This is a genomic window from Nonomuraea maritima, from assembly GCF_900100395.1.
Taxonomy (GTDB): Bacteria; Actinomycetota; Actinomycetes; order Streptosporangiales; family Streptosporangiaceae; genus Nonomuraea; species Nonomuraea maritima.
Genome location: NZ_FNFB01000019.1, coordinates 28,054 through 51,680 on the forward strand (window position 1 = coordinate 28,054; position 23,627 = coordinate 51,680).

Consider the following 23,627-nt stretch of genomic DNA (forward strand, 5'->3'; position numbering starts at 1 on the left):
AGGCCGGCGCACCCGCCACGAGCACGGCCACCTCGGCCGGCCGCGACGAAGAGTGCCGGCGGAGGCGCTCGACAGGGGTACTCGTCAGGACTCTGCTGAGTTCCGGCGGCGGGCGACGTCCATCGCCGCCGCAGAGGTGGTCAGCCGTTCCGCCACGTCCCCTGCGCCACCGCAGGGACGAACGCGTCCAGGCCGGACACCGGGAAGCGTACGGTCTCGCCGGTCTCGGCGGACAGGTACGCGGCCATCATGAGCTCGCTGACCTCGACCCCATGTTCCAGGCTCTCGCGCGGCTGCCGCCGGGCGAGGAAGTCGGCGCTCACCACACGGTTCTCGGTCGTGTACCCGTACGTCATGGCCTCGTCGGACACGATCGGCAGCAGCCCCTGCTCCGCGCCCTGCTTCTCGACGAGGTCCTCGCCCTCGGGCGAGCGGATCTCGCGGCTGAGGAACAGCTGCGCCTCGGTGCTCAGTGTGCCCGCGCTCAGCGAGTACTCCGGGCCGAGCAGCTCGAACGTCAGCCGCAGCCCCGGCCCGACGTAGCTCCACGACGTGGTCGCCTCGACGACCGTCTCCTCGCCGTCGCCGTTGCGGAACGTGATGGTGGCGTGGGCGTAGTCCTCGGCGGGCCGCCGGGCGTAGTCGACGCCGAACCGCTCGGCCAGTTGCGCGGCGTGCCGCTTGCGTGACCACTTGAGCGAGGCGATCTGCGCGCTCACCGACACGGGGGTGAGCCAGTCCGACTGGTCGGCGCCGGGCGGCGTCAGCAGGTAGCGTCCGGCTTCGATCGAGTGGCACATCATGTCGCTGAGCACGCCGCCGCCCTGCCGCGTGCCGTCCCAGAACCAGGCGGCGTGCGGGCCGCTGTGCTCCTCGGCGCAGCGGGCGAGGTAGGGCGTCCCGGCGAGCGCGGCCCCCCTGGTCCACAGCAGCTCGTGTCCGCGCGTCACCGCGGGCGCGTACACCTGGTTCTCCAGGTACGCGTGCAGCAGCCCCGCGCCCTCGACCAGCTCGAGCACGCGGCGGGCCTCGGCGAGCGTGCGGCCGAGCGGCTTCTCGACGGCGATGCCGACGAGCGAGGCGCGTCCGGACGTGACCTCGTCCGCGATGGTCTCGACGACGGCGAGCCTGGCGTGGTTCGGCGCCACCACCCAGACGGCGTCGACTCGCGGGTCGCGGACAAGTTCGCGCAGATCGGTGTAGGCGCGGGCGTCGCCGACCCGCAGCTCGCGGCAGCGGTCGGCGAGCGCCTGCGCGCTCTCGGCCCGCGGGCTCTGGACGGCCACGATGTCGCCGTCGCGTACGCCGGTCCACGACGTGACGTGGAAGTTCGCCATGAATCCGGCGCCGACGATGCCGACCCCGAGGCGTTCGCTGTTCTGCATCGTGGAAGGACCCCTAACTTCGAAGGCGTCGCTGCCGCCCGTACAGCGACAGCAGGACGAGCAGGACGACGCCGTTGACGACGGTGCGCCCGGCACCGCCGATGTCCAGCGTGGTGAGCAGACCCTGAAGGACGGTGAGCACGATCGCGCCGACCGCGGTGCCGGCGTACCCGCCGATGCCGCCGGCGAGCATCGTCCCTCCGATGACGACGGCCGCCACCGACGGCAGCATGTACTGGTCGGCCAGGTCGAGGAAGACCGACTCGGTGTAGCCGAGCAGCAGGATGCCGCCCAGCCCGGCGAACGTCGCGGACAGCACGTACGCGACGATCAGGGTGCGGTCGGCCCGGACGCCGCTCAGCTCAGCGGCGGTGCGGTTCGCCCCCACGGCGAACAGGTTCCAGCCGAACGTCGTGCGGCGCAGCAGCCAGACGGCGAGCAGGCCGAGCGCCGCCCACAGGAACAGCAGCCCCGGCAGGTCGAAGATGAGCCGGCCGTTGACCAGCGACGTGAGCGCGGGCGCGGCCCGTCCGCTGGCCTGCCCGCCGGTGTAGGCGAGGATCAGGCCCTGCACCACGCCGATCATGCCGAGCGTCATGACGAACGGCGGGATGCGCAGCAGCGTCACGCCGAGCCCGTTGACCAGCCCGATCGCCGCGGCGACCGCGAGCGCCAGGGCCACGGCCGGTACGAGGTCACCGTCGTCGCCGGCCATCACCCGCGACCCGATGATGGCCGCGAACGTGGCCACCTTGCCGACGGACAGGTCCACGCCGCCGCCACCCGCGATGATCACGATGGTCTGGCCGATCGCGATGACGCCGAGGAACGCCGCCACCCGCATGAGGTTGACCAGTTGGCCGTACCCGGCGAACCCGGGCGAGACGAGCTCCCCGGCGATCACGAGCGCGACGGCGATCGCGCCCGCCAGCGCCACCGGCCCCGGCCGCCAGGACAGGACCCGCCGCGGCGCCTCCACGGTAGGTGCGCTCATGCCGCCGGCCTCCTCTTCTGCAGAGCCGGGATCCCGGCGAGGGCGAGCGCGAGGATGATCACGGCGCCGTTGACGAGCTGGCGGTACGTCGTCGGCACGTCGGCGAAGAACACGATGTTCGTGACCAGCGCGAGCACGATGGCGCCGAGGATGGACCCGCCCGCCCCGCCGCGCCCGCCGGCCAGCGCCGTGCCGCCGAGCACCACCGCGGCGACCGACGCGAGCGTCAACTCGTTGCCGACGAACGGGTCGCCGGAGCCGGTGTTGGCGAGGACCGCCAGCGCCGCGAGCGCCGCGAACAGCCCGCCCAGCACGTACGCCAGGACCCGCGTCCGCGCGACGGGCACCAGCGACGCGTACGCCGCCTCCGGGTCGCCGCCGACGGCGTAGACGTGCCGCAGCACGCGGTGCCGGCGCAGCACCCACCAGAGCAGCGCGAGCCCGAGGATCGCGAGCAGCGCGACCGGCACCCCGAGGACGGCGTCGCGGTACACCGTGGTGACCTCGATCGGTACCGAGCCGCCGGGGGTGGGCAGCACCACGAGCGCCAGCCCGGAGAAGACGAAGCTCGTCGCGAACGTCGCCACGATCGGCTGCAGCCGCAAGAGCGCGACGACCAGCCCGTTCAGCGCGCCGCAGGCCAGTCCGACGCCCAGCGCGGCGGCCACGGCGAGCGGGAGCCGGTCGAGCCGCCCGTCGAGGAGCTGGACGGCGGCGACGGCGGACAGCGTGACCTGCGCGCCGAGCGAGAGGTCGATGCCGCCGCTGAGCACCACGATCGTCTGCCCGACGGCGATCGCGACCAGCGGGACGAACGTCGCGAAGTTGGAGGTGAGCGCGTAGGCGCTCCAGAAGTTCGGCTGCAGCGCCGAGTTGACGACAACGGCCGCGACCAGCATCGCGACGGTCGCCGTCCCGGACAGCTGCACGCCGGGCAGCCTGATCTCGCGCAGGACGTTCACAGCGACTCCCCAGGGGCGAGCCGCAGCGCGCTGGACACCAGCCGGTTCTCGGTGACGGCCGCCGCGGCCAGCTCCTCGGCGACGGCGCCCTCGAACAGCACCAGCACGCGGTCGCTCAGCTCGGCCAGCTCCCGGTTGTCGCTGGAGTTGAGGACGACGATCGCGCCGTCGTCTGCGAGGGCGCGGACGATCGCGTAGATCTCCTCCTTGGCGCCGACGTCGACGCCCTTGGTCGGGTCGTCGAGCAGCACCACGCGCGGCTGGTCGAGCAGCCATTTGCCGATGACGACCTTCTGCTGGTTGCCGCCCGACAGCGTGGACACGGGGTCGGCCGGCGAGCCGAGCTTGATCTGCAGGCGGTCGACCATCGTCCGGGCGGCGCGCCGTTCGGACGACGCGCGCAGCGCGAACCTCCCCAGCGCCCGGCGGTGCATGCTGGCCAGCGACAGGTTCTCCTGGATCGGCCGGGAGGCGAACATGCCTTGCCTGCCGCGGTCGCCGGGCACCAGCGCGATCCCGGCGCGGGCAGCCCTCGCGGGGGAGGTCAGCGGCAGCGGCTCGCCGTCCAGCAGCGCCTCGCCCGCGGTGATCCGGGCGGCGCCGAACAGGGCGAGCAGGAGCTCCGACTGGCCCTGCCCCTGCAGCCCGCCGAGTCCCAGCACCTCGCCGCCGCGTACGGTGAAGGACACGTCGCGCAGCCGGTCGGTGGTGAGCCCGCGCACCTCGAGCACCGCCGCTCCGGCTCCCGCCGGCGGCGGGGCCACGGCGAGGTCCGCGGGGTGCGGCAAGTCGCCGACCATGAGCCGGACCAGCTCGTCCTCGCCGGTGGCGGCCAGCTCGACGGTGCCGACGGTACGCCCGTTGCGCAGCACCGTCGCGCGGTCGCACAGCGCGAACACCTCGTCCAGCCGGTGCGAGGTGAACAGTACGAGCACGCCCGCCGCGCGCAGCTCCCGCACCACCTCGAACAGCACCTCGACCTGCTCCTTGTGCAGGGACGCGGTGGCCTCGTCCAGGACGAGAACGCGCGGCTCGCGGGCGAGCGCCTTCGCGACCTCGACGATCTGCTGCTCGCCGGGCCCGAGCGTGCCGGCCGGCCGATCCAGCGGCAGCCGTCCGGAGAACGCGGCGGCGAACCGCTCCAGCGCGGCGGCGGCGCGGTCGCGGGCGGCGCGGTGGTCGAGGAACCCCCACCGGCGGACCGGCTCAAGACCGAGCACCACGTTCTGCGTCACCGTGAGGTCGCCGACGATGCTGAGCTGCTGGTGGACGGCGGCGACGCCGAGCGCGTGCGCGTCGCGCGGGCCGCCGATGCGCGCCGCCTCGCCGTCGATCCTGATCTCGCCGGAGTCGGGGACGACCGTGCCGGCGAGCGTCTTGTCGAGCGTGCTCTTGCCCGAGCCGTTGGGGCCGAGCAGGGCGTGCACCTCACCGCCCACCGCGGTGAGGTCGGCCCCGTCGAGCGCCTGGACGCCGCCGTACCGCTTGCGGACGCCGGTCATCTCCAGGAGCGTGCTCATTGGAAGTATTCCGCTGCCTGTTCGGGGGTGAGCGAGCCGTCGAGGCTGTAGGCGTCGCTCTCGCCGCCCGCGGCGCCCCAGTGCTGCTCGAAGTTCGCCTGATCGACGGTGTACGGGATGGGAATGGTGACGGTGTTGCCGTTGATCTTCCCGCCGGCGAACGTCTTGCCGTCAAGAGCGTTGACCGCCATGTGCAGCGCGGAGACGGCGCCGCCTGGCGGGTTCACCACGCCGATGCTCTCGAACCCGTCGGCGCGCGCCTGGTTCCACAGCCGCATGAACCCGACCCGGGCCTCGCCGGAGATCTTGATCTGCTTCAGCCGGTCGGCCGCCTGGACGGCGCGGAACACGCCCTCTGCCATGCCGTCCTGCGTCCAGACGCCGTCGACGTCGGGGTAGGTGGCCAGCAGGTTCGTCATCACCTGCTGCCCGGTCGCCTGGTCCCAGTTGCCGTCGGCCACGCTCAGCACGTTGACCTTGGCGTCGGCGAACACCTGCTTGGCGGCGTTCCAGCGCATCTCGTTGGCCGGGTGGCCGGCGATGCCGTTGACGACCACGATGTCGCCGCCCTCGCCGACCTGCCCGGCCAGCCACTTGGCGGAGATGCGGGCCCATTCGGCCTGGTCGATGACGACGTTCGTGACGTCCTTGGAGGTGACCGCCTGGTCGATGGCGAACACCTGGATGCCCTGCTGCTCGGCCTCGCGGAAGACGGCGTCGAGGGCGGTCTCGGAGTTGGGGTTGACGATGATCGCGTCGACGTCCCGGTTGATGAGGTTGCGGATCTGCTGGATCTGGCCGTTGACGTCGGTGTCGGCGCTCTCGACGACCAGTTCGTCCACGGCGCCCTGCTTCTGGTACTCGGCGAACGCGGCCTGCAGCCCTTCCACCATCTGCGTACGCCACTCGCTACCGACGAACCCGTTGCTGAGCCCGATGGTGTACGGCCGCCCGCCGCCCCCGCCCGAGCCGCCGTCCGAGCTGCCGCACGCTGCCAGGATCAGGGTCAGGACGCCGGCCGCGGCACCCGCGCGCCACCTTCGACTCGGTCTCGGCATCAGGACCACCTTTCCTCGGCGACTTTTCAACCAGCACGAGCAATAAGTGGCCCCATGGTGCCCCACGGCCGGTGGTGCCGTCTACCGTTCGGGAGGGCCTTTCCTGCGGCGGGCGGTCGCCGTCAGCGGGTCGCCTGGACGTACGCGAAGTCGCTCACCAGGCGCGCGGCCAGCTCGGCGGCGCCGATGATCGCGGCGTCGTCGCCCAGCGCCGAGGCGGCCATGCGCGGCACGTGCGGGATGCGGCCGACGAGCCGGTCGCGCAGGCCGGGGGTGATGAGATCGGCCGCCCCGCCCATCTCGCCGCCGACGATGACCAGCTCCGGATCGAGCACGGTGCACAGGTTGGCGACGGCCAGCGCGACGTAGTCGAGCGTCTCCTCCAGCAGCGCCCGCGCCTGGACGCCCCCGCTGCGGACCAGGTCGAACACGTCGGCGGCGGTGAGCGGCCGGTCGGCCGGCGCGGCGATGCCGCGCTCGCGGGCCTGCCGGGTAAGCCCCGCCGAGCCGACCCTGCTCTCCAGGTCGCCGAAGCCGGGGAAGAACCGGGTCAGCGACGAGCGGCCGAGCAGCATGTAGCCGATCTCGCCGGCCGCCGCGCGCGACCCGCGGTGCAGCCGCCCGCCGGTCATGATGCCGACGCCGATGCCGGTGCCGAGCACCAGGGCCACCAGGTCCTGGACGCCCTGGCCGGCGCCCCGGTGGTGCTCGCCCACGGCCAGCAGGTTGGCGTCGTTCTCGACCACGACCGGCAGCCCGGTGCGGTCGTGCAGCAGCGAGCCGACCGGCACCTCGCGCCAGTCGAGCGCGGGCGCCCAGGTCACGCGCCCCTCGGCACCGTCCACGACGCCCGGGACGGCGACCCCGACCGCCTGGCTCCGCTGGCCCCGCTCGCCCGCGGCGGCGCCCAGCTCGGCGGCGACGGACAGCGCCTCCTCCAGGCGGATGGTGGCGCGGTCGGCGGCGTGCAGGACGTCCGGCACCACCGGGCGGTTGACCCGGTGGACGATGGTGCCGTCGAAGTCGACGAGCGCGCCCTCGGTGCGGGTGGCCCCCACGTGGACGACGGACACGAGGTGGGCCCGCCCGCTGTAGCGCAGCAGGATGGACGGCCGCCCGCCGGTCGACGGCTGCTGTCCGTCGGTGACGACCAGACCCTTGCGCAGCAGCTGCCCGGCCAGCCGGTTGACGGTGGCGGCGCTGAGGCCGGTGCGGGCGCCGATCTCCTGCCGTGACAGCGGCCCGTGCCGCCGCAGCACGTCGAGGATCGCGGTCTGGTTCACCCGCGAGACGGTGCCGGCGTTGGCCGTCGAGGAGGTCGGACCCGACATGACTGCTCCCCCTGAGTTTTCTATCAGGCTGATACTATCCGTCCCCGACCCGCTTGAGACTGGGAGACTCCGCCCGTGGTGATGCGCGGAACCGACCGTACCGGCCTGGCCGGACCACTGCGCCGGGCGCTGGCCGAGAACGGCTGGCTGCCGTCGGGGGGCGACGTCCCGGCGGGCTCTCCCGGGGCGACCGGTTACGTGGTGGGCGTGGACCTGGGCGGCACCAAGGTGCACGCGGTGCTCTACGACCCCGTACGGCACCGGCTGCTGGACCGCGTCGAACGAACCGATCCGCGCGGCGGCACGGCCGTGACCAGCCAGATCGCCCGGATGGTGGAGGAGCTTTCGAGGGACGCGCCGGCGGGCGAGGCCGCCGGGTGGCCGCCGCGGGTCGCGGTGGGGTGTCCCGGCGCGCCCGACCCGGTCACCGGAGCCGTCGGCCACGCGCCCAACATCCCCGGCTGGGACGACATGAACGTAGCCGCCGACCTCGAGGCACGGCTGGGCGTTCGGCCGCTGATGTACAACGACGCCAACCTGGCCGCCTGGGGCGAGCACGTCTGGCAGCCGGACGGCGGCAGCGACCTCGCGTTCGTCGCGGTCGGCACCGGGGTGGGGCTCGGCCTCGTGCTCGGCGGCCGGATGTACACCGGCAGCCGCGGGCTGGCCGGCGAGGTGGCCGACCTGCCGCTCGGCGCCGACCCGTTCGACCCGGCCAACCTCGTGCACGGACCGCTGGAGCAGCAGGTCAGCGGGGGTGGTGTGGAGCGTCGCTACCAGGAGCTGACCGGTGTGCGACGGCCGGCCCCCGAGGTGCTCACGGCCGCGACCGGCGGCGACGCGGCGGCCGCGCAGGTGCTGGACGAGCTCGGACGGCTCCTCGCGCTGGCACTGCGGGCGATCCGGGCGATCGTCGACCCGGCGACGTTCGTGCTCGGCGGTGGGATCGGCGCACGCCCTGAGACACTGGCCGCCACCCGGCGCTGGCTCGCCGTCACGGACGGCGTGTCACCGCAGGTCAGACCCAGCACGTTCGGCCCACGCGCCGCAGTGGCCGGCGCCCTGGCCGCCGCCGCGCTGTCCTGACCGCCAGGCCACTTATTTATCACCAAGACCAAAAAGTCACGTACCCGACCGCCCACGACGCGATCACCCCCAGGTACCTTCACAGAGATCAGCCGCACTCGGCATGCCCCCGACCCCGAAGGAGCGGCGCATGACCAGAACGCTGAAGGCACGGACAAGGCCCGGGAAACGCACCCTTCTGGCAGCCCTGACAGCCACCGCCCTGACCACCCTCCCAGCAACCGCCTCCGCCTCCGCCGAGAACACCACCACGACCCCGATGACGACGTACGCCCAGACGAGCGCGAGCCAGGCTGCGCAGGTGGGCGCTGATGCGTGTCCCGGTGGGTGGTCGGGCGAGGGCACAGTGTGGTTCGGGCCTCCGCGGATCGACACGGGGATCCGCAATCCTGATCGTGGCGACGGCTGCACGTTGCTCGACGTCGTCTGGCAGGAGGAGCCGTTCGCCACGCACGGCGCCTTCGTGTCCACCGTGGGCCGTGTCACCCGCGCGTTCCACGCATCAGACCTCCTGAGCGCGCGCGAGGCGGGCGAGATCCGCGCGGCCGCCGCCCGCTCACGCGTCGGCGGCCCCCACGACCGCTCCGTCCAGAACACCTGCGCCGACCGGGTGGCGCTGACGTTCGACGACGGCCCGTCGTTCTACCGCGGACAGACGCTCGCCATCCTGCGCGACAAGCAGGTCACGGCGACGTTCTTCGACGTGGGCATGCGCGTCGACGCCAACCCGCACCTGGCGGCGTTCGAACGGCAGGAGGGCCACCTGGTGCTCAACCACACCTACGAGCACCCCAACCTCAACGAGGTGACCGTGCCGAGACTCCGAGAGGAGATGAACCGCACGGAGGAGGCCCTGGACCGGGCCGGGGTCGAGCGGCCGTTCGCCGGCATGCGCCCGCCCTTCCTCGCGGCGAACGAGCAGGTGCGGGCCGAACTGACGCGGCTCGGCTTCACGGTCGTCAGCGGCGACATCGACGCGTCCGACTGGCTGCCCGACCGTCCGGCCAATCAGCTGCGGGCCGACATCGCCGCGGGCATCGCCGAAGGACGGCGCAACATCTTCCTGCACGACGGCCCCATCGACACCGTGGCAGGCCGGGAGCTCATGAAGGCGCTGCCCCTGATCATCCACGACATCCGCGCGGCGGGCCTGTGCTTCGGGACGTTCGACAGCACGGGCGCGATCGTCGCCGACCGGTACGTCTCCAGCGGCGAACCGATCCCGACGGTGGTCGACGCGGTGCCGTACCTGCCGCTGCTGTTCGGCGGCGGTCTCCCTCCGGAGCCGTACGTGATCGTCGACTGAACCGTCGCACCTGTACGGATCTGAACGCAGCAGGCCTGTGGATGCCACATACATGCCATTTGCGACAATCTGCTGCCACACTCACGATCAACGTACAGGGACGATGTGAAGCACTTACCCACCCGCCTCCGCACGCCGGCCACCGCCGGCATCATGGTCCTCGCGCTGGCGAGCACCCCCGCCCTCGCGAACCCCCCGCAGGCCACGACCACCGCGGCCCCGCCCGGCACCCACCAGGTCACCCTCATCACCGGCGACGTCGTCACCACCCGCCGAACCGCCGACGGCGGGACGGTCGTCGTCCAGGGGCCGGGCGGTTCACCGGCCCGCGCCCGCGTCATGGAGTCCGGCGACGACCTCTACGTCTACCCCGACTCGGCCCTCCCCTACGTGGCCCAGGGCATCCTCGACCGGCGCCTGTTCAACATCACCGACCTCGTCGAGGACGGCTACGACGACGCCCACCGCGACCGGCTCCCGCTGATCGTCTCCTACGACACCGGCGACAACCTGCGCGCGAGCACGCCTCCGGGCACGACCCGGGTCCGCGACCTCGCCGCCGTCCAGGGCGCGCTGCTCACCCAGACCCGCACGGAGTCGGACGACTTCTGGCAGGCGGTCACCGCCGCCGCGCCGGCCGCCGCCCGGACGAAGCCCGGCTTCGGCGCCGGCATCGCCAAGATCTGGCTGGACGGCGTCGTACGGGCCGACCTAGCCGACTCCACCGCCCAGATCGGCGCCCCCGAGGTGTGGGCGGGCGGCGGCACCGGCCAGGGCGTGGACGTCGCCGTCCTCGACACCGGCGTGGACACCGGCCACCCCGACCTCGCCGACCGCATCGCCGCCGCGAAGAGCTTCGTACCGGACCAGACCGTGGAGGACCGCAAGGGCCACGGCACGCACGTCGCCTCCACCATCGCCGGCACCGGCGCCGCCTCCGGCGGTACGGAGAAGGGCGTGGCTCCCGGCGCCGAGCTGCACATCGGCAAGGTGCTCGGCGACGACGGCTTCGGCCAGGACTCCTGGGTCATCGCCGGCATGGAATGGGCGGCCGTCGACCAGCACGCCAGGATCATCAACATGAGCCTCGGCTCGAACACCCCCTCGGACGGCACCGACCCGCTGAGCGAGGCGGTCACCCGCCTGAGCGACCTGACCGGCGCCCTGTTCGTGGTCGCCGCCGGCAACACCGGCACCCCGTACAGCATCGGCGGCCCCGGTGCGGCCGACGCCGCGCTGACCGTGGGCGCGGTCGACTCGAGCGACGACGTGGCGTTCTTCTCCAACACCGGCCCGAGGGTCGGCGACGGCGGGCTGAAGCCGGAGATCACCGCTCCCGGCGTCGACATCCTCGCGGCGCGTTCCCAGTACGCCGAGGGCGAGGGCGCGTACCAGACGATGAGCGGCACCTCCATGGCCACCCCGCACGTGGCGGGCGCCGCCGCGCTGGTGGCCGCCGCCCGCCCCGAGCTGACCGGAGCCCAGCTGAAGGACGTGCTGACCAGCAGCTCCGTGCGCACCCCCACGTACGACGCGTTCCAGGCGGGCAGCGGCCGGCTCGACGCCGCCGCGGCGGTGCGGGCGGACGTGTTCGCCTCGGCCACCGCGTTCGCCGGACAGGTCGCGGACGGCTCCCCCGCCGTCCGCCCGGTGACCTACACCAACACCACCGGCTCCCCGGTCACGCTCGACCTGGCTGTGGAGGCGCAGAACGCCGGCCTGTTCAAGCTGTCCACCGAGCAGGTCGTCGTGCCGGCGCACGGCACCGCCGAGGTCACCGTCACGATCAACAGCTCGGGTGAGGGACGCCACAGCGGCCAGATCGTGGCGACCGACGCCGCCGGCAAGGTGGTGACGCACACCGCGGTGTCGCTCGGCGACGTGGCGCACAAGCTGACCATGGTCTTCAAGGACGCCGCGGGCAAGCCCATGAGCGGTGTCGTCGAGCTGCTCAGGCTGGGCGACCGCGAGCCAGGGTTCTACATCATCGACGAGTCCGGCACGGGCGAGGTCTACCTGCCCGGCGACGTGTACTCGGTGCTGTCCTTCAAGGACGTCCAGGGCGTGCACGGGCCGCACTCGCTCGGCATGGCGCTGCTCGGCGACCCCGAGGTGACCCTCGACCGGGACAGGACGGTCACCCTCGACGTCCGCAAGATCCGCCGGGTCGACATGACCACCCCGCAGCCGACCGAGTCGACCTACCAGCGTCTCGAGTACCACCGCGCGCTGGGCGAGGCGTCCTGGCGCGACTACATGGAGACGCAGACCAGCTACGACAGCCTCTGGGCCCAGCCCACGACGGCCAAGGTGCGCAACGGCGACTTCTACCTCGCCGCCCGGTGGCGCAAGGAGCTGCCCGCGCTCCGCGTCAGCTCCCCTACGACGGACTTCACCGACGTGCTGCGGCAGGACTCGGTCACGCCGCTGCCCACCGGCAGGCACCGCCTGCCCGTCGTCTTCGCGGGCGACGGCGCGAGCGCGGACTACGCGGGGCTCGACGCGCGCGGCAAGGCCGTCGTGGTCCGCCGTAACGGCCGGGTCGGCGACGCCGACCAGGCGGCGGCCGCGGCGCAGGCGGGAGCGAAGCTGCTGCTCGTCGCCAACGACGAGCGTGGACGGCAGATCCGCGGCTACAGCGCCGACCCGTGGACCCCCGTCCCGATCGACGTCGCGCTGCTCAGCACCGACGAGGGCGAGAAGCTCATCGAGCAGGCCCGCGCCGGGACCACGCTCACGGTCGAGTCGCAGCCCGTCAGCCCGTACGTCTACGACCTCATGCGGACCTGGCACAACGAGATCCCCTCCGACATGGTGGTGAAGGGCGGCCCGAAGAACCTGGCGCGGGTGGACGTCACCTTCGCGAGCCCCGACAGGACGCTGGGAGGCGGCGAGTACCGCTTCGACTGGCCCGACTACTCGAACTGGGGCATCGGCACCACGATGCGGGAGCCGGTGAACGGCAAGCGCGTCGACTGGGTCTCCACCGGCGGCGCGTACAGCTGGGGCCAGGAGGCGTACGTCGACGGGCTGCTGTACGAGATCGAGCCCAAAACCACCTACCGCCCCGGCAGCACCCAGGCACAGGAGTGGTTCAAGCCGATCGAACGTCCCCATCTGAACGACAACTACAAGCTGCCGACCCGCAGCGGGAGCTGGCTGAGCTTCGACGTGCCCGGCTACGGCGGGTCCGACCACGTCGGCATGTCCATGGACTACCAGCGCACGAGGCAGACCCTCACGCTGTACCAGGGCGACCGGCAGCTCGGGCAGGGCACGGGCACGGTCGTCGGGGGCACCGCTCCCGACCCCGGCGGGCTGCCCTACCGGCTCGTCGTCGAGAACAGCAGGGACGCGGCGGTCAGCCCGTACTCCTCCAGCACCCGCACCGAGTGGACCTTCACCTCCGAGGCCCCGGCGGAGGACGTCCAGGCGGTGCTGCCGCTGGTGCAGCTCCGCTACGAGATCAGCACCGACGACGCGGGCAGGGCCGCGCGGAACGCCGTGCTGACCGTCTCGGCGGCGTCGCTGCCCGGGGCCGTCGGGGCCGGGCGGCTCGGAAAGGTCTCTCTTGAGGTGTCGTACGACGACGGGAAGACCTGGCAGCGGCCGAAGGCCGGCCACGACGGGGAGTTCCGGCTGCACGCCCCGAAGGGGGCGTCGTTCGTGTCGCTCAGGGCCGGCGCGGGTGACTCGGCGGGCAACGCCGTCACCCAGACGGTCATGAGAGCCGTCGGACTGCGCTGACGCGGCGGCCCGCCATCGCGTGATGGCGGGCCGCCGTCAGCTTGGTCAGGCCACGGCCGCCTGGTCGGGCAGCTCGGTGAGCCGCACGGTGCACAGCCCGCCGCGGGTGGTCGTCACGTCGACGACCTCGAGCTGCGTGCCGGGGGCCAGGATGTACTCCTCCTCGCCGGTGAACGCGGAGAAGTCGCGGATGCCGACCGCGCGTACCGGGTGCACCTCGAACAGCGTGCGCTTGCCGCGCCGACCGAGGAACGACTGCGCCACCGCGAGCTCGGACGTGCAGGACGACACGCCCCACCAGGTCACCGTCCGGCCCACGGGGTACTGGGCGCGCAGGTCGAGCGCGACCCCGCGCCACAGCGGCTCCCGCCGGGCGGGCAGCCGGGAGACCGCGGAGAACAACAACCGCAGGTACGGCAGGTACGGGACGATCCGGTCACGGTCCGGGTCACGGAGGGTCGCGTTGATCTGCCGGTAGAACCCCGACTCGCAGGTGTAGAGGTGCAGCGCCGCGATCTCGTCGGCGGTGAGCCCACCGGAGGCGTTGCTCCGCGCGAACGCGTACGACTCCTGGACGTACCAGTCGAGACCGGACAGCACCTTGGCCACCGGGGCGACGGCGTCGGGGAAGGCCATGAGCGGTGTGTCGAACACCCCCGTGATCGCGGGGAGTTCGAGACCCTCGTCCTTGACCCCGGCGAGGCGTTCCAGGTAGAGCTGGTGCAGCTCGATCGTCGAGGCGATGAACGCCCCCATGCGGTCGGCCGTCTCGGCAGGGGCGTGCTCGTTCCACCCCTTGGCGGGCAGCCAGTCGATCGCGTCGGCGCCGAGGTCGGCGAGCGCCGCGTTGACGGCGCCGAAGTGGTCGCCGTCGCAGAAGATGTCGCCCTGCGCCGCCGGGTTGGCGTGGTCGATGTGCCTGACCTCCACCCCGGGGTACTTCTGCTGGACCCGGAGCACGACCTCCTTGAGGCTGCGCGCGTGCACCCCCCACCACGCGAACACGACACCGCGGTCGGCCTCGTCGGGGGCCTCCTGCTTGGCCCTGAGGATCTCCTCGACGATCTTCTCGACCACCGGCCGCCAGAACGCGGTGTGCCGGTCGGTGGGCAGCGCGCCGTCGCCGCTCGCGGTGAGCGCGGCGTTCAGCAGCAGCACGCCCTGCGTGAGCATCGCCTGGAACCACTCCGGCGGCTGGACGGTGTCGTGCTCCTTGAGCAGCGCCCGGATGGCGGCGATCGGCGTCTTCTTGGGGATGCCGTGCTTCCACATCGCCGCCGCCTTGATGATGCAGCGGATCGTGATGACCTTGCCGAACGTGCTGTCGGCCCAGTTGTGGAAGGTGTTGTCGAACATGGCGATGCCGGTCGCGCTCTCGGCTCGCGGGTACGGGTTCTGGCCGAAGACGACGACCTTCCACTTGTGCGGCGGGTTCGGCTTGAGCGCCTGGAAGGTCAGCTCTCGCACGGGCACGATGCCCGAGCCGCGTTCCTGGCCGATGAACGCGGGCGCGTCCGGCTGCGCCTCGATGACCGGGCGCAGCAGGGGCAGCCACGGCTCGCCGCCGTCCTTGAAGAGCTCGGCCAGGGCCAGCCGGTCGTCCGGCTCGGGGGTCGTGGGGGTGTCGCGCATCGAGGGGGGCTCCCGAGGTGGGTCTCGCGATGAAATATCAGTCGAAGATCTATTTTGTCGGCCTCGATCGGTAATGTCGTCCCCGTTCAGACCCCCTTCCTCTCACGGAGTGCGCCATGACCGTCAAGCCCGTCCCCCAGCCGCTCAGAGTGGTGCTGGTCGACGTCAACGCGAAGGTGGTGCAGTCGTGGCTGGCCGCGTTCGCCGACACCCCGGAGATCGAGATCCACAAGGGGTCGCTCCTCAACGAGCACGTCGACGCCTGGGTCAGCCCCACCAACGCCCAGGGCCGCATGGACGGCGGAGTCGACAAGGTCATCAAGAACCACCTCGGCGCGGGCATCCAGCTGCGCGTCCAGCGGGCGATCAAGGACCGGTTCGGCGGCTCGCTGCCGGTGGGCAGCGCCGTGTGCGTGCCGTCCGGGGCGACCAACCCGAAGTTCCTCATCTCGACGCCGACGATGGTGGCCTCGGCGCAGGACGTGAGCCAGACGCTCAACGTGGCGCTCGCGTGCGCCGCCGCCTTCCAGGCCGTCCACATGCAGAACGCCGCGCAGCCGGGCAGCATCCGGTCGGTGGCGCTGGTCGGCATGGGAGCCGAGACCGGCCAGGTGCACCCGCGCGTGTGCGCCAATCTGATGTGGACGGGCTACACCCTGTTCAACGACCACTGCTTCACCAGCTACGACGAGCTGCGCGCCACCATCCTGGAGCAGCTCGGCGCGGTCGAGAGCCGTCCCGAGGAGCGCGTGCGGATCAAGCCGCCCGTCACCCCGCAGAGCTGACGGCTCAGCGCAGCAGGGCCGTGACGAGCGAGGCGGCCGTGGACCGCAGGCGCGCGGGGTCCTGGTGGACCCGTTCCATCACGACGATGCCCCGCGTCATCGTGATGAGCACGCGGGCCGCCTCCTCCGGCGGCAGGGCGAGCCGCGCGCGGGCCTCCTCGGCCGAGAGCCGCTCGCGCAGCAGCCGTTCCATGCCGTCGAGCAGGTCACGCACCGCGGTGCGGATGCGTTCGTCGTCGGCCCTGGTGTCGACCACGGTCTTCGTCGTCAGGCATCCCCGGGGCGGGACACCCATGGTCATGGACGTGATCGTGAAGTCGAAGAAGTCGTGCAGCGCCTGCTCGACGTCGGGGTGGGCGAGCGCCCTGGCCGTCTCTTCCAGCATCTCCTCGGCGTAGCCCTCGTACGCCCGCAGGAACAGCGTCTCCTTGTCGCGGTAGGCGTTGTAGAGCGACCCGCGCAGGACGCCGGACGCGGTCGCGATGTCCTGCATCGTCGTCGCGCCGTAGCCCTTCAACCAGAAGACCTCACGGGCCCGCTCAAGCGCGCGCCGCTCGTTGAACTGCCGCTGTCCCACCATGCGAAAAAGCCTACGGTTTGTTTGACACTCTCGTCAAAGTATGCTTGCCTGCCAATTGACAGGTGTGTCAAAAATACGCTGTGACCTGGCACAACACAGGCAGGAGCCGTTCATGAGCCCGTCCCGCCTCGACCTCGGCCACCGCAAGGTCCTCATCACCGGAGCAGGCAGCGGCATCGGCCGCGCCCTCGCCCTCGAACTTGCCGACCGGCAGGCGCTGCTGGCCCTGGCCGGCCGCCGCCCCGGCCCGCTCGACGAGACCGCGGCCATGGTCGCCCAACGCGGCGGCTCGGCCGTCGTCGTCACCACCGACCTCACCGAGGCGGGCGAGCCCGACCGCGTGGTCAACGAGGCGGCCATCGCGCTCGGCGGCCTCGACGTGCTCGTCAACAACGCGGGCAACGTACGCGCCGCGCCGCTGGAGGACATCGACCCCGCCGACATCGAGTCGATGATCCGGCTCAACCTGCTCGCCCCGATCCTCGCGACCCGGGCGGCGCTGCCGCACCTGCGCGAGGCCGGCGCACGGCACGGGAACGCGGCCATCCTCGGCATCGCCTCGGCCTCCGCCCTCGTCGGCCAGCCCTTCTACGCCACGTACGCGGGCACGAAGGCGGGGCTCGCCCGCTTCGACGAGGCGATCCGGCGCGAGCTGTACGGCAGCGGCGTCCACGTCGCCACCGTCTACCCCGGCCCGGTGGACACACCCATGATGACCACCAGCAAGGCCGGCGCGGACCTCGGCTGGGCCCAGCGCCCTGCCCCCGCCGTGGCCGCCGAGATCGTGGCCGCGCTGGAGCGCCGCGAGATCGACATCAACACCCAGACGCCCGAGCGCCGCAGCACCGAGGAGCTGAACGCCCGCGACCCGCTGGCCCTCGACGCCGCCATCGGGGCCAGGCTCGCCGAGCTGCGCGCCGCCGTCAGCGGACACCGCAGCATCTGAGGTCAGACGACGGGCGCCAGCCGCTCCTGATCCTCGAGGAGCGCGACGACGGTGGCGAGGTCACCCGCGCTCACCGTCTGGTGCAGGCCCCGGTGGATGTCGTCGTCGGTGAGACGGACGCCACGCCGGGTCGCGTAGTAGATGCCCTCGTCGCTGACGAACAGCGACCAGTCGGGGAACGCCGCGCGCACGGCGTCCACATCGTCGCGGAGTGTAGTCATGCGGTCACAGTAACGAACCGCCGCGAGCTGGTCCAGCCTTAACGGTTATGCCGGAAACGGCCTGTCATGATGCCTCTTCGGACGGAACTGCCCGCTCGCGCACCACTCCACGAGAAACGCCATTCCGCTTACGATCTGCATTAACGTAATGACCGTGTGTAACGGATCGGTTCTCGGCACGTTTCCGCTCCGCCGCGTCCTGCGACGCGTCGGGCGGCGCGGCGCCTCGCTGGGTTTCGTCGGCCTGCTGTGCCTCGCCGTCGCCGGGTCGTTGCTGTTCGCGCCGCCCGGCCTCGCCGCCACGCCCGCCTACACCGTCCTGACGGCCATCGCGCCGCTGCCCGCCTGGGCACTCGCCTGGTACGCCACCGGCGCGCTGTGCCTGCTGCAGATGTTCGCCCGCTCCGACCGCATCGCCTTCGCCGCCGCCACCGCACTGCTCCTGCTGTACGGCCTGATCCACCTGATCTCGACGTTCACCGGCGACAACCCGCTCGGCTGGGTCGGCGGCGCGGTGTGGCTGGCGTTCGGCGGCTGGATCGCGCTGATCGCCACCTGGCCCGAGTGCGCGCACCAGCCCGACCTGCTGCCCGGGGCGGCGCCCATGAACGCGGCCGTGGTCGTGGCCGACGCCGCCGGGGTCATCCAGTCGTGGAGCCCGCAGGCCGCGGCGATGTTCGGCTGGAACACCGAGGAGGCCGTGGGCCGCCCGCTGACGATGCTGATGCCGCCCCGCCTCCGTGGCCCGCACATGGCCGCGCTCGCCCGGGTGTGCGCCGACGGACATTCCGAGCTGACGGGCCGCCTCATCCCGCTCGTGGCCATGCGAAGCGACGGCAGCGAGTTCCCCGTCGCGCTGACCGTCAACGCCTGGCACGGCGACGACGGCATCACCTACACCGGGGTGATCCAGCCCATGGGAGCCGGCAATGCTGTTGAGTGACATCATCATCCAGATCGCCATCGGCATCGTCCCGCTCGGCGTCGCCTACCTCGCCTTCCGGTCCGCCACCGACGCCAACCACAAGACCCAGCAGACCACGATCCTCCAGGTCGAGCGCCAGGCCGAGCTCGAGCGCTCGAAGGTCGACGCCGAGGCGTTCCTGCGCGCCAAGACCATCTACGAGGACGCGCTCAACCAGATGGAGAAACAGCTCCACCGGATCCAGGACCAGGCCAAACAGGTGAGCACCGACCTGGCCCACGAGCAGAGCTCCTCGACGGCCATGCGCGAGCAGATCCGCCGCCTGCAGGCCCAGATCCGCGCCCTCGAACGCACGGTCTTCGCGCTGCGCGCCCAGCTCCTCGCGGCGGGCCTGTCACCGGCGCCGACGTCCGAGCTGACCGGCCCCTACCGGGTGCCACAGCGGCAGGAGTGAGGCCCGGTCAGCCGGTGAGGCCGTAGACCTGGGCGAGCAGTTCCGCCGAGCGCAGCCACGCCTTCCGCTCGGGCGCCGAGAAGGCCACGATGAGCTCGTCGGCCCCGGTGTGCTCCGCGAAGCGGTCGACGTACGCCTTCACCTCGCCGGGGTCGCCGACGGCGGAGTACTTCGCCATCCGCGCGATCTGCTGACCGGCCGGCGACGCCAGGATCATGTCGGCCTCCTCGGTCGTGAACGTGCGCCCCCGTCCGAGGAACTTGCTCACCCGCTGCCGCTTGGAGTCGAGGAACAGCTGCTGCGCCTCCTCGGTGGTCTCGGCCGCGATCACGTTGAGCGCCGCGATCAGGTACGGCTCGTCGAGCTGCGCCGACGGCTTGAACTCGCGCCGGTAGAGCGCGACCGCCTCCTCCAGCGCGTCGGGCGCGAAGTGCGAGGCGAACGCGTACGGCAGCCCCAGCATGGCGGCCAGCTGGGCCCCGAACAGGGACGAACCGAGGATGTACAGCGGCACGTTCGTGCCCTTGCCTGGCGTGGCGTGCACGCCGGGGATCAGCGTCTCGCCCGTCAGGTAGCCCTGCAGCTCCAGCACGTCCTGCGGGAACGCGTCGGCGGACGTCGGCGTGCGGCGCAGCGCCCGCATGGTCTGCTGGTCGCTGCCGGGTGCGCGGCCGAGACCGAGGTCGATGCGCCCGGGGTGGAGCGTCTCCAGCGTGCCGAACTGCTCGGCGATGGTCAGCGGCGAGTGGTTCGGCAGCATGACGCCGCCCGCGCCGAGGCGGATCGTCCGGGTGTGGGCGGCCACGTGGGCGATGAGCACGCTCGTGGCCGACGACGCGATGCTGTCCATGTTGTGGTGCTCGGCGTACCAGATCCGCTGGTAGCCGAGCTCCTCGGCGCGCTGCGCCAGCGTGACGCTGGCGGCGAAGCTGTCGCCCGCCGTCTCGCCCTCGCCGATGTGCGCCAGATCAAGGATGGACAGCGGGAGAGCCATCGTGTACGCGCCTTTCGCAGAGCCGGTTAGACCTGGACAAGCAACAGCCGCGCCCGCCCGGTTATTTCACCTCGTCATTCCACGGCGCCCTGTGGCCCATCGGCCAGGCACGCCTCGAAGACGGCGGTCAGGCGGTCGACGTCGGCCCGCGTCGGCGTACGGGGGCCGATGCGGCGGCGCATGGCGCTGACGCCGAGGAAGATCGAGGTGGCCATCCTGGCCCGCGCCCCCGCGTCGGGCCCCGTGAGCCTCGCTTCGAGCGGGCTGAGCACCGCGGTGATCAGGCGCTCCCTCGCGACGTCGCGCACCTCGGGGTGGCTGGCGAAGCGTTCGAGCGTGCGCACGATCGGGCTGTCCGACGGGTGTTGCATGCGTTCTGCGGTGTACTCGGCGAGGCGGCGCGGCAGGCTCTCGAGGTCGCCCTCGAACAGCGTGTGCAGGTCGGGCTCGCCCTGGAGGACGGCGGCGAACAGGCCCGCCTTGGAGCCGAAGTAGCGCCCGACGAGGGCGATGTTGGCCTCCGCCGACGCCGCGATCATGCGTACGGTCACGCGTTCGTAGCCGTGCTCGCCGAACAGCGTGCGCGCCGCCTGCAGAATCCGCTCCCTGGTGGCCTCTCGGTCGCGTGGCCTGGCCTCGCTCACCTGGGGACTCATGCCCGCACTCTACTCAACGAACCAGGGCTTGCCGGACGGCTAGTAAACGAGCGTATACTCGGTTGGGACGACGCCGGGAAAGGGATGTGGTGCCGTGGTGCCCGAAGCACAGGCCGCGTCCCCCGCGAGGCGGCACTACACCCACCGCGAGATCCTCGAAGTCATGTCCGGGCTCATGCTCGCGATGCTCACGTCGATGATCTCCACCTCGGTGGTGGGCACGGCGCTGCCGACGATCGTGGGGGAGCTCGGCGGCCAGGACCAGTACTCGTGGGTCGCCAGCGCGACCATGCTGACGATGACCGTGTCCACGCCCCTGTGGGGCAAACTGTCCGACCTGTTCGGCCGCAAGCTGCTCTTCCAGACCGCTCTCGGGCTGTTCGTCGCGGCGTCCCTGGTGGCCGGCCTGTCGCAGGACATGGGGCAGCTCATCGCCGCCCGCGCCGTGCAGGGGCTCGGCGTCGGCGGGCTGTCGGCCCTGTCCCAGGTGATCCTCGGCGACATCGTCTCCCCGCGCGAACGCGGCCGCTACTCCGGCTACATGGGCGCCGTCTTCGGCATCTCCACCGTGGCAGGACCGCTCCTCGGCGGCTTCATCGTGGACGCCGAGTGGCTCGGCTGGCGCTGGTGCTTCTACGTGGTGGTGCCGTTCGCGGCGGCGGCCTTCATCGTGATCCAGAAGGTGCTCAAGCTCCCCCGCGTCAAGCGGGACACCTCGATCGACATCTGGGGCGCCACAACGATCACGGCCGCCGCGAGCGCGCTCATGCTGCTGCTGACGCTGGGCGGCAACGACTTCGCGTGGAACTCGGTCTGGACGTACGCCCTGTCGGCGTTCGGCCTGCTCATGCTGGCGCTCGCGGTGCTGTCCGAGCGCACCGCGCGCGACCCGATCCTGCCGCCGCGGCTGTTCCGCAACCGTACGTTCGTGCTGACCGGCCTCGCCTCCCTGTTCGTGGGCATGGCGATGTTCGGCGCGATGATCTATCTGCCGCAGTACCTGCAGATCGTCAAGGGCCTCAGCCCCACGAACTCGGGCCTGATGACGTTGCCCATGGTCTTCGCGCTGTTCGTCTCCGGCGTGATCTCCGGCAAGATCGTCACCACGACCGGCCGGTGGAAGGTGTTCCCGGTCGTCGGCATGCTGCTCGTGGCGCTCGGCCTGTTCCTGCTGTCGCGGCTGCACGTCGAGTCCAGCCAGTGGACCATCGGCCTCGACGTGGGCGTCCTCGGCGTCGGGCTCGGCCTGTCGATGCAGATGCTCATCCTGGCCGCCCAGAACGGCTCCGAGCTGCGCGACATGGCCGCCACCACGGCAGGCGTGTCGTTCTTCAGGTCGCTGGGCGGCGCCGTCGGCGTGGCGGCGTTCGGCGCCATCCTGAACAGCCGCCTCAAGGACGAGATGGCCGAGATGCTGAAGGCCGCGCACATCGCGGTCCCCGGCGGCTCCGACGTCAAGCTCGGCAGCCCCGCGGCCATCCAGCACCTGCCAGGACCGATCAGGACCATCGTGCTCGAGTCGTTCACGCGCGGCCTCGAGACCGTGTTCCTGGTGGGCGTGCCCGTCGCCCTGCTCGGCTTCCTGGCCGCCGCGCTGCTCAAGGAACTGCCCCTGCGCGGCGGCAGCGCACCCGAGCCTGCGCCGCTCACCAGGGACGATCTGGTGCTCGCCGGCCTGCTGCTCGAACTCGTCGCCCAGCGCGTCGAACGCGCGAACGGCGAGCGCTCCGCCCTGCTCACCGCGGTCGCCAGGATGGCCCCTCCCGACGAGCGTCCCGAACGCGAGCGGGCCAGAGCGGTGGCCAGGACCATCCTGCGCCCCACGTCGCGGGCTCTGATCGCGCAGGCCTCGCCGCCCCGGAAAGACCTCGTCTCAGGAGGAACCTCACCATGATTCGCACGTTCGTGGGAGCGGTCGTCGCGGCCCTGGCGATGCTCGCCGGGCTGTGGCTGATGATCGCGCCCTTCGCCCTCGGCACGCAGCCCGAGGGCGCGGACTGGACGAACGCCACCCTGACCGAGTTCTTCACCGGTCTCGGCGTGGCCGTCGTCGGTCTCGCGGGCGCGGTCGCCTTCGCGCTGGCCATCCGCGAGACCCTGGTCGCGCGCGGGCTGGTGGAGCCGAGGCGCAAACCGGAACCCGAGCCCGAGCCCGTGGTGGCGTCCGTCCCGTCGCAGGTGTCATCCGCCGAGCTGGCCGGTCTGCTGGCCCCCCTCGTCGAGGCGCTGCGCGAGGACCTGCACCACGGCCCCCGCGCGAGCGGCGAGCACCGCCACAACGGCACGGGCCCCCTGGTCGCAACGGAGGAGAACCGATGAGAGCCAAGCTGGGCGTCAGCGCCCTCGTCCTGCTGTTCCTCGGGGGCCTGTGGCTGGTCGCCGCGCCGTTCGTGGTCGGCTACCAGTCGCGCGGCGACGAGTACGCCGACGCCACCGTGAACGACCTGTGGATCGGCGGCGGCCTCGCCGCGGTCGGGTTCGTGGCCCTGGTGACCTACGCGGCCGACCTGCTGCGCGAACTCGCCGCCCGCGGCACGCACGCCGACCACTGACCGGGACATGTCGTGTCCCGCACAGGCGAGGACCCTCGCTGGGAACCAGGCCCGGCCCTCAGCGGGCACTTCGAGATCGGCAAGGACGGCGCGCGCCTGCTCGTCGTCGGCTACGACGGATCGGAACCGAGCAGAAACGCCCTCGCGTACGCGGCCGGGCTCGCCCGCAGGGACGACGCCGCGCTCCTCGTCGCCTTCGTCGAGGCGCTCATCACACCCACACTGTGGTTCCTCGCCGGGTCGCCGATCATCCCCGACTCGGCGGTCGACCTGCGCGACGACCTGCGCACCGAGCTCGTCGGCTGGCCCGTCCCTTGGGCGTTCGTGAACGTGCGCGGCGACACCGCCCGCCAGCTGGAGGCGCTCGCGGAGGCGTACAAGGCCGACGCCATCATCGTGGGACGCTCGCGCTCGTCGTGGCACTCGGTGGCGGCCAGGCTGGCCAAGCGGGCCCGCCGTACCGTGCTGGTGGTGCCCTGACCAGCTACGACGT

General features: G+C 72.0%; 22 protein-coding genes. 11 read left to right on the plus strand and 11 right to left on the minus strand.

Going from position 1 to position 23,627, the window contains the following annotated elements; all coding sequences use genetic code 11:
• Positions 1-140: 140 nt before the first annotated feature.
• The 6 genes from BLR04_RS25910 to BLR04_RS25935 all read right to left on the minus strand — a co-directional run bounded on the left by BLR04_RS25910 (position 141) and on the right by BLR04_RS25935 (position 7,250).
• The gene (locus BLR04_RS25910) at positions 141-1,385 is read right to left on the minus strand and encodes a Gfo/Idh/MocA family protein (protein WP_090769999.1); all 1,245 of its coding nucleotides are present in this window, start codon (positions 1,383-1,385) and stop codon (positions 141-143) included.
• Between the two features lie 13 nt (positions 1,386-1,398).
• Positions 1,399-2,379 (minus strand): ABC transporter permease, encoded by a 981-nt coding sequence (locus BLR04_RS25915; RefSeq protein WP_090770001.1) that lies wholly within the window; start codon positions 2,377-2,379, stop codon positions 1,399-1,401.
• Entirely contained in the window at positions 2,376-3,341 is a 966-nt protein-coding gene (locus BLR04_RS25920; protein WP_245740519.1) for an ABC transporter permease, read from the minus strand. The genes BLR04_RS25915 and BLR04_RS25920 overlap by 4 nt, the downstream gene beginning before the upstream one ends.
• Complete coding sequence (locus tag BLR04_RS25925; protein WP_090770003.1) at positions 3,338-4,861, minus strand: sugar ABC transporter ATP-binding protein; 1,524 nt, start codon at positions 4,859-4,861, stop codon at positions 3,338-3,340. Before BLR04_RS25925 ends, BLR04_RS25920 begins: the two co-directional genes overlap by 4 nt.
• On the minus strand, positions 4,858-5,919 hold the full coding sequence (locus tag BLR04_RS25930) for a substrate-binding domain-containing protein (RefSeq protein ID WP_090770186.1): 1,062 nt from the start codon (positions 5,917-5,919) through the stop codon (positions 4,858-4,860). Before BLR04_RS25930 ends, BLR04_RS25925 begins: the two co-directional genes overlap by 4 nt.
• Positions 5,920-6,041: 122 nt before the next feature.
• Positions 6,042-7,250 carry an ROK family transcriptional regulator gene (locus BLR04_RS25935; protein WP_090770006.1) on the minus strand — a complete coding sequence of 403 codons (1,209 nt, stop codon included), beginning with the start codon at positions 7,248-7,250 and terminating at the stop codon, positions 6,042-6,044.
• An 81-nt stretch (positions 7,251-7,331) separates the two neighbouring features.
• Here BLR04_RS25935 and BLR04_RS25940 point away from each other — a divergent pair, with 81 nt between their 5' ends.
• The 3 genes from BLR04_RS25940 to BLR04_RS25950 all read left to right on the plus strand — a co-directional run bounded on the left by BLR04_RS25940 (position 7,332) and on the right by BLR04_RS25950 (position 13,389).
• The gene (locus tag BLR04_RS25940) at positions 7,332-8,336 is read left to right on the plus strand and encodes an ROK family protein (protein ID WP_245740549.1); all 1,005 of its coding nucleotides are present in this window, start codon (positions 7,332-7,334) and stop codon (positions 8,334-8,336) included.
• 130 nt (positions 8,337-8,466) lie between these two features.
• Positions 8,467-9,642 (plus strand): polysaccharide deacetylase family protein, encoded by a 1,176-nt coding sequence (locus tag BLR04_RS25945; RefSeq protein ID WP_143022201.1) that lies wholly within the window; start codon positions 8,467-8,469, stop codon positions 9,640-9,642.
• 105 nt (positions 9,643-9,747) lie between these two features.
• Positions 9,748-13,389 carry a S8 family serine peptidase gene (locus tag BLR04_RS25950; protein WP_218129158.1) on the plus strand — a complete coding sequence of 1,214 codons (3,642 nt, stop codon included), beginning with the start codon at positions 9,748-9,750 and terminating at the stop codon, positions 13,387-13,389.
• A gap of 45 nt (positions 13,390-13,434) precedes the next feature.
• Here BLR04_RS25950 and BLR04_RS25955 read toward each other — a convergent pair whose 3' ends face one another.
• Complete coding sequence (locus BLR04_RS25955; RefSeq protein WP_090770012.1) at positions 13,435-15,021, minus strand: ADP-ribosyltransferase domain-containing protein; 1,587 nt, start codon at positions 15,019-15,021, stop codon at positions 13,435-13,437.
• 116 nt (positions 15,022-15,137) lie between these two features.
• Between BLR04_RS25955 and BLR04_RS25960 the strand changes: the two genes are divergently transcribed.
• Complete coding sequence (locus tag BLR04_RS25960; protein WP_090770015.1) at positions 15,138-15,806, plus strand: macro domain-containing protein; 669 nt, start codon at positions 15,138-15,140, stop codon at positions 15,804-15,806.
• A 4-nt stretch (positions 15,807-15,810) separates the two neighbouring features.
• Here BLR04_RS25960 and BLR04_RS25965 read toward each other — a convergent pair whose 3' ends face one another.
• A complete protein-coding gene (locus BLR04_RS25965) occupies positions 15,811-16,386 on the minus strand; it encodes a TetR/AcrR family transcriptional regulator (RefSeq protein ID WP_090770017.1) in 576 nt (191 codons plus the stop codon).
• 112 nt (positions 16,387-16,498) lie between these two features.
• On the opposite strand from BLR04_RS25965, the gene BLR04_RS25970 reads away from it, so the two are divergent.
• A complete protein-coding gene (locus BLR04_RS25970; RefSeq protein WP_176903285.1) occupies positions 16,499-17,332 on the plus strand; it encodes an SDR family NAD(P)-dependent oxidoreductase in 834 nt (277 codons plus the stop codon).
• A 2-nt stretch (positions 17,333-17,334) separates the two neighbouring features.
• On the opposite strand, the gene BLR04_RS25975 is transcribed toward BLR04_RS25970, so the two are convergent.
• Positions 17,335-17,553 carry a hypothetical protein gene (locus BLR04_RS25975; RefSeq protein WP_143022202.1) on the minus strand — a complete coding sequence of 73 codons (219 nt, stop codon included), beginning with the start codon at positions 17,551-17,553 and terminating at the stop codon, positions 17,335-17,337.
• A 154-nt stretch (positions 17,554-17,707) separates the two neighbouring features.
• On the opposite strand from BLR04_RS25975, the gene BLR04_RS25980 reads away from it, so the two are divergent.
• Both BLR04_RS25980 and BLR04_RS25985 read left to right on the plus strand, forming a co-directional pair.
• Positions 17,708-18,496, plus strand: coding sequence for a PAS domain S-box protein (locus BLR04_RS25980; protein WP_143022203.1), 789 nt, complete (start codon positions 17,708-17,710; stop codon positions 18,494-18,496).
• Positions 18,483-18,932: a hypothetical protein gene (locus tag BLR04_RS25985; RefSeq protein WP_143022204.1), complete on the plus strand. Its 450-nt coding sequence runs from the start codon at positions 18,483-18,485 to the stop codon at positions 18,930-18,932. Before BLR04_RS25980 ends, BLR04_RS25985 begins: the two co-directional genes overlap by 14 nt.
• Positions 18,933-18,939: 7 nt before the next feature.
• On the opposite strand, the gene BLR04_RS25990 is transcribed toward BLR04_RS25985, so the two are convergent.
• Together BLR04_RS25990 and BLR04_RS25995 are read right to left on the minus strand one after the other, a co-directional pair.
• Entirely contained in the window at positions 18,940-19,926 is a 987-nt protein-coding gene (locus BLR04_RS25990; protein WP_090770028.1) for an LLM class flavin-dependent oxidoreductase, read from the minus strand.
• Between the two features lie 74 nt (positions 19,927-20,000).
• Positions 20,001-20,582, minus strand: a complete 582-nt coding sequence (locus BLR04_RS25995) for a TetR/AcrR family transcriptional regulator (RefSeq protein ID WP_090770030.1) — start codon at positions 20,580-20,582, stop codon at positions 20,001-20,003.
• Between the two features lie 94 nt (positions 20,583-20,676).
• Between BLR04_RS25995 and BLR04_RS26000 the strand changes: the two genes are divergently transcribed.
• The 4 genes from BLR04_RS26000 to BLR04_RS26015 are packed head-to-tail and all read left to right on the plus strand — an operon-like array spanning position 20,677 to position 23,614.
• Complete coding sequence (locus BLR04_RS26000; RefSeq protein ID WP_090770032.1) at positions 20,677-22,476, plus strand: MDR family MFS transporter; 1,800 nt, start codon at positions 20,677-20,679, stop codon at positions 22,474-22,476.
• Positions 22,473-22,901 (plus strand): hypothetical protein, encoded by a 429-nt coding sequence (locus BLR04_RS26005; RefSeq protein ID WP_090770034.1) that lies wholly within the window; start codon positions 22,473-22,475, stop codon positions 22,899-22,901. Before BLR04_RS26000 ends, BLR04_RS26005 begins: the two co-directional genes overlap by 4 nt.
• A complete protein-coding gene (locus BLR04_RS26010; protein ID WP_090770036.1) occupies positions 22,898-23,134 on the plus strand; it encodes an SPW repeat protein in 237 nt (78 codons plus the stop codon). The genes BLR04_RS26005 and BLR04_RS26010 overlap by 4 nt, the downstream gene beginning before the upstream one ends.
• A 12-nt stretch (positions 23,135-23,146) precedes the next feature.
• A complete protein-coding gene (locus BLR04_RS26015; RefSeq protein ID WP_090770038.1) occupies positions 23,147-23,614 on the plus strand; it encodes a universal stress protein in 468 nt (155 codons plus the stop codon).
• The last annotated feature ends 13 nt before the right edge of the window (positions 23,615-23,627 follow it).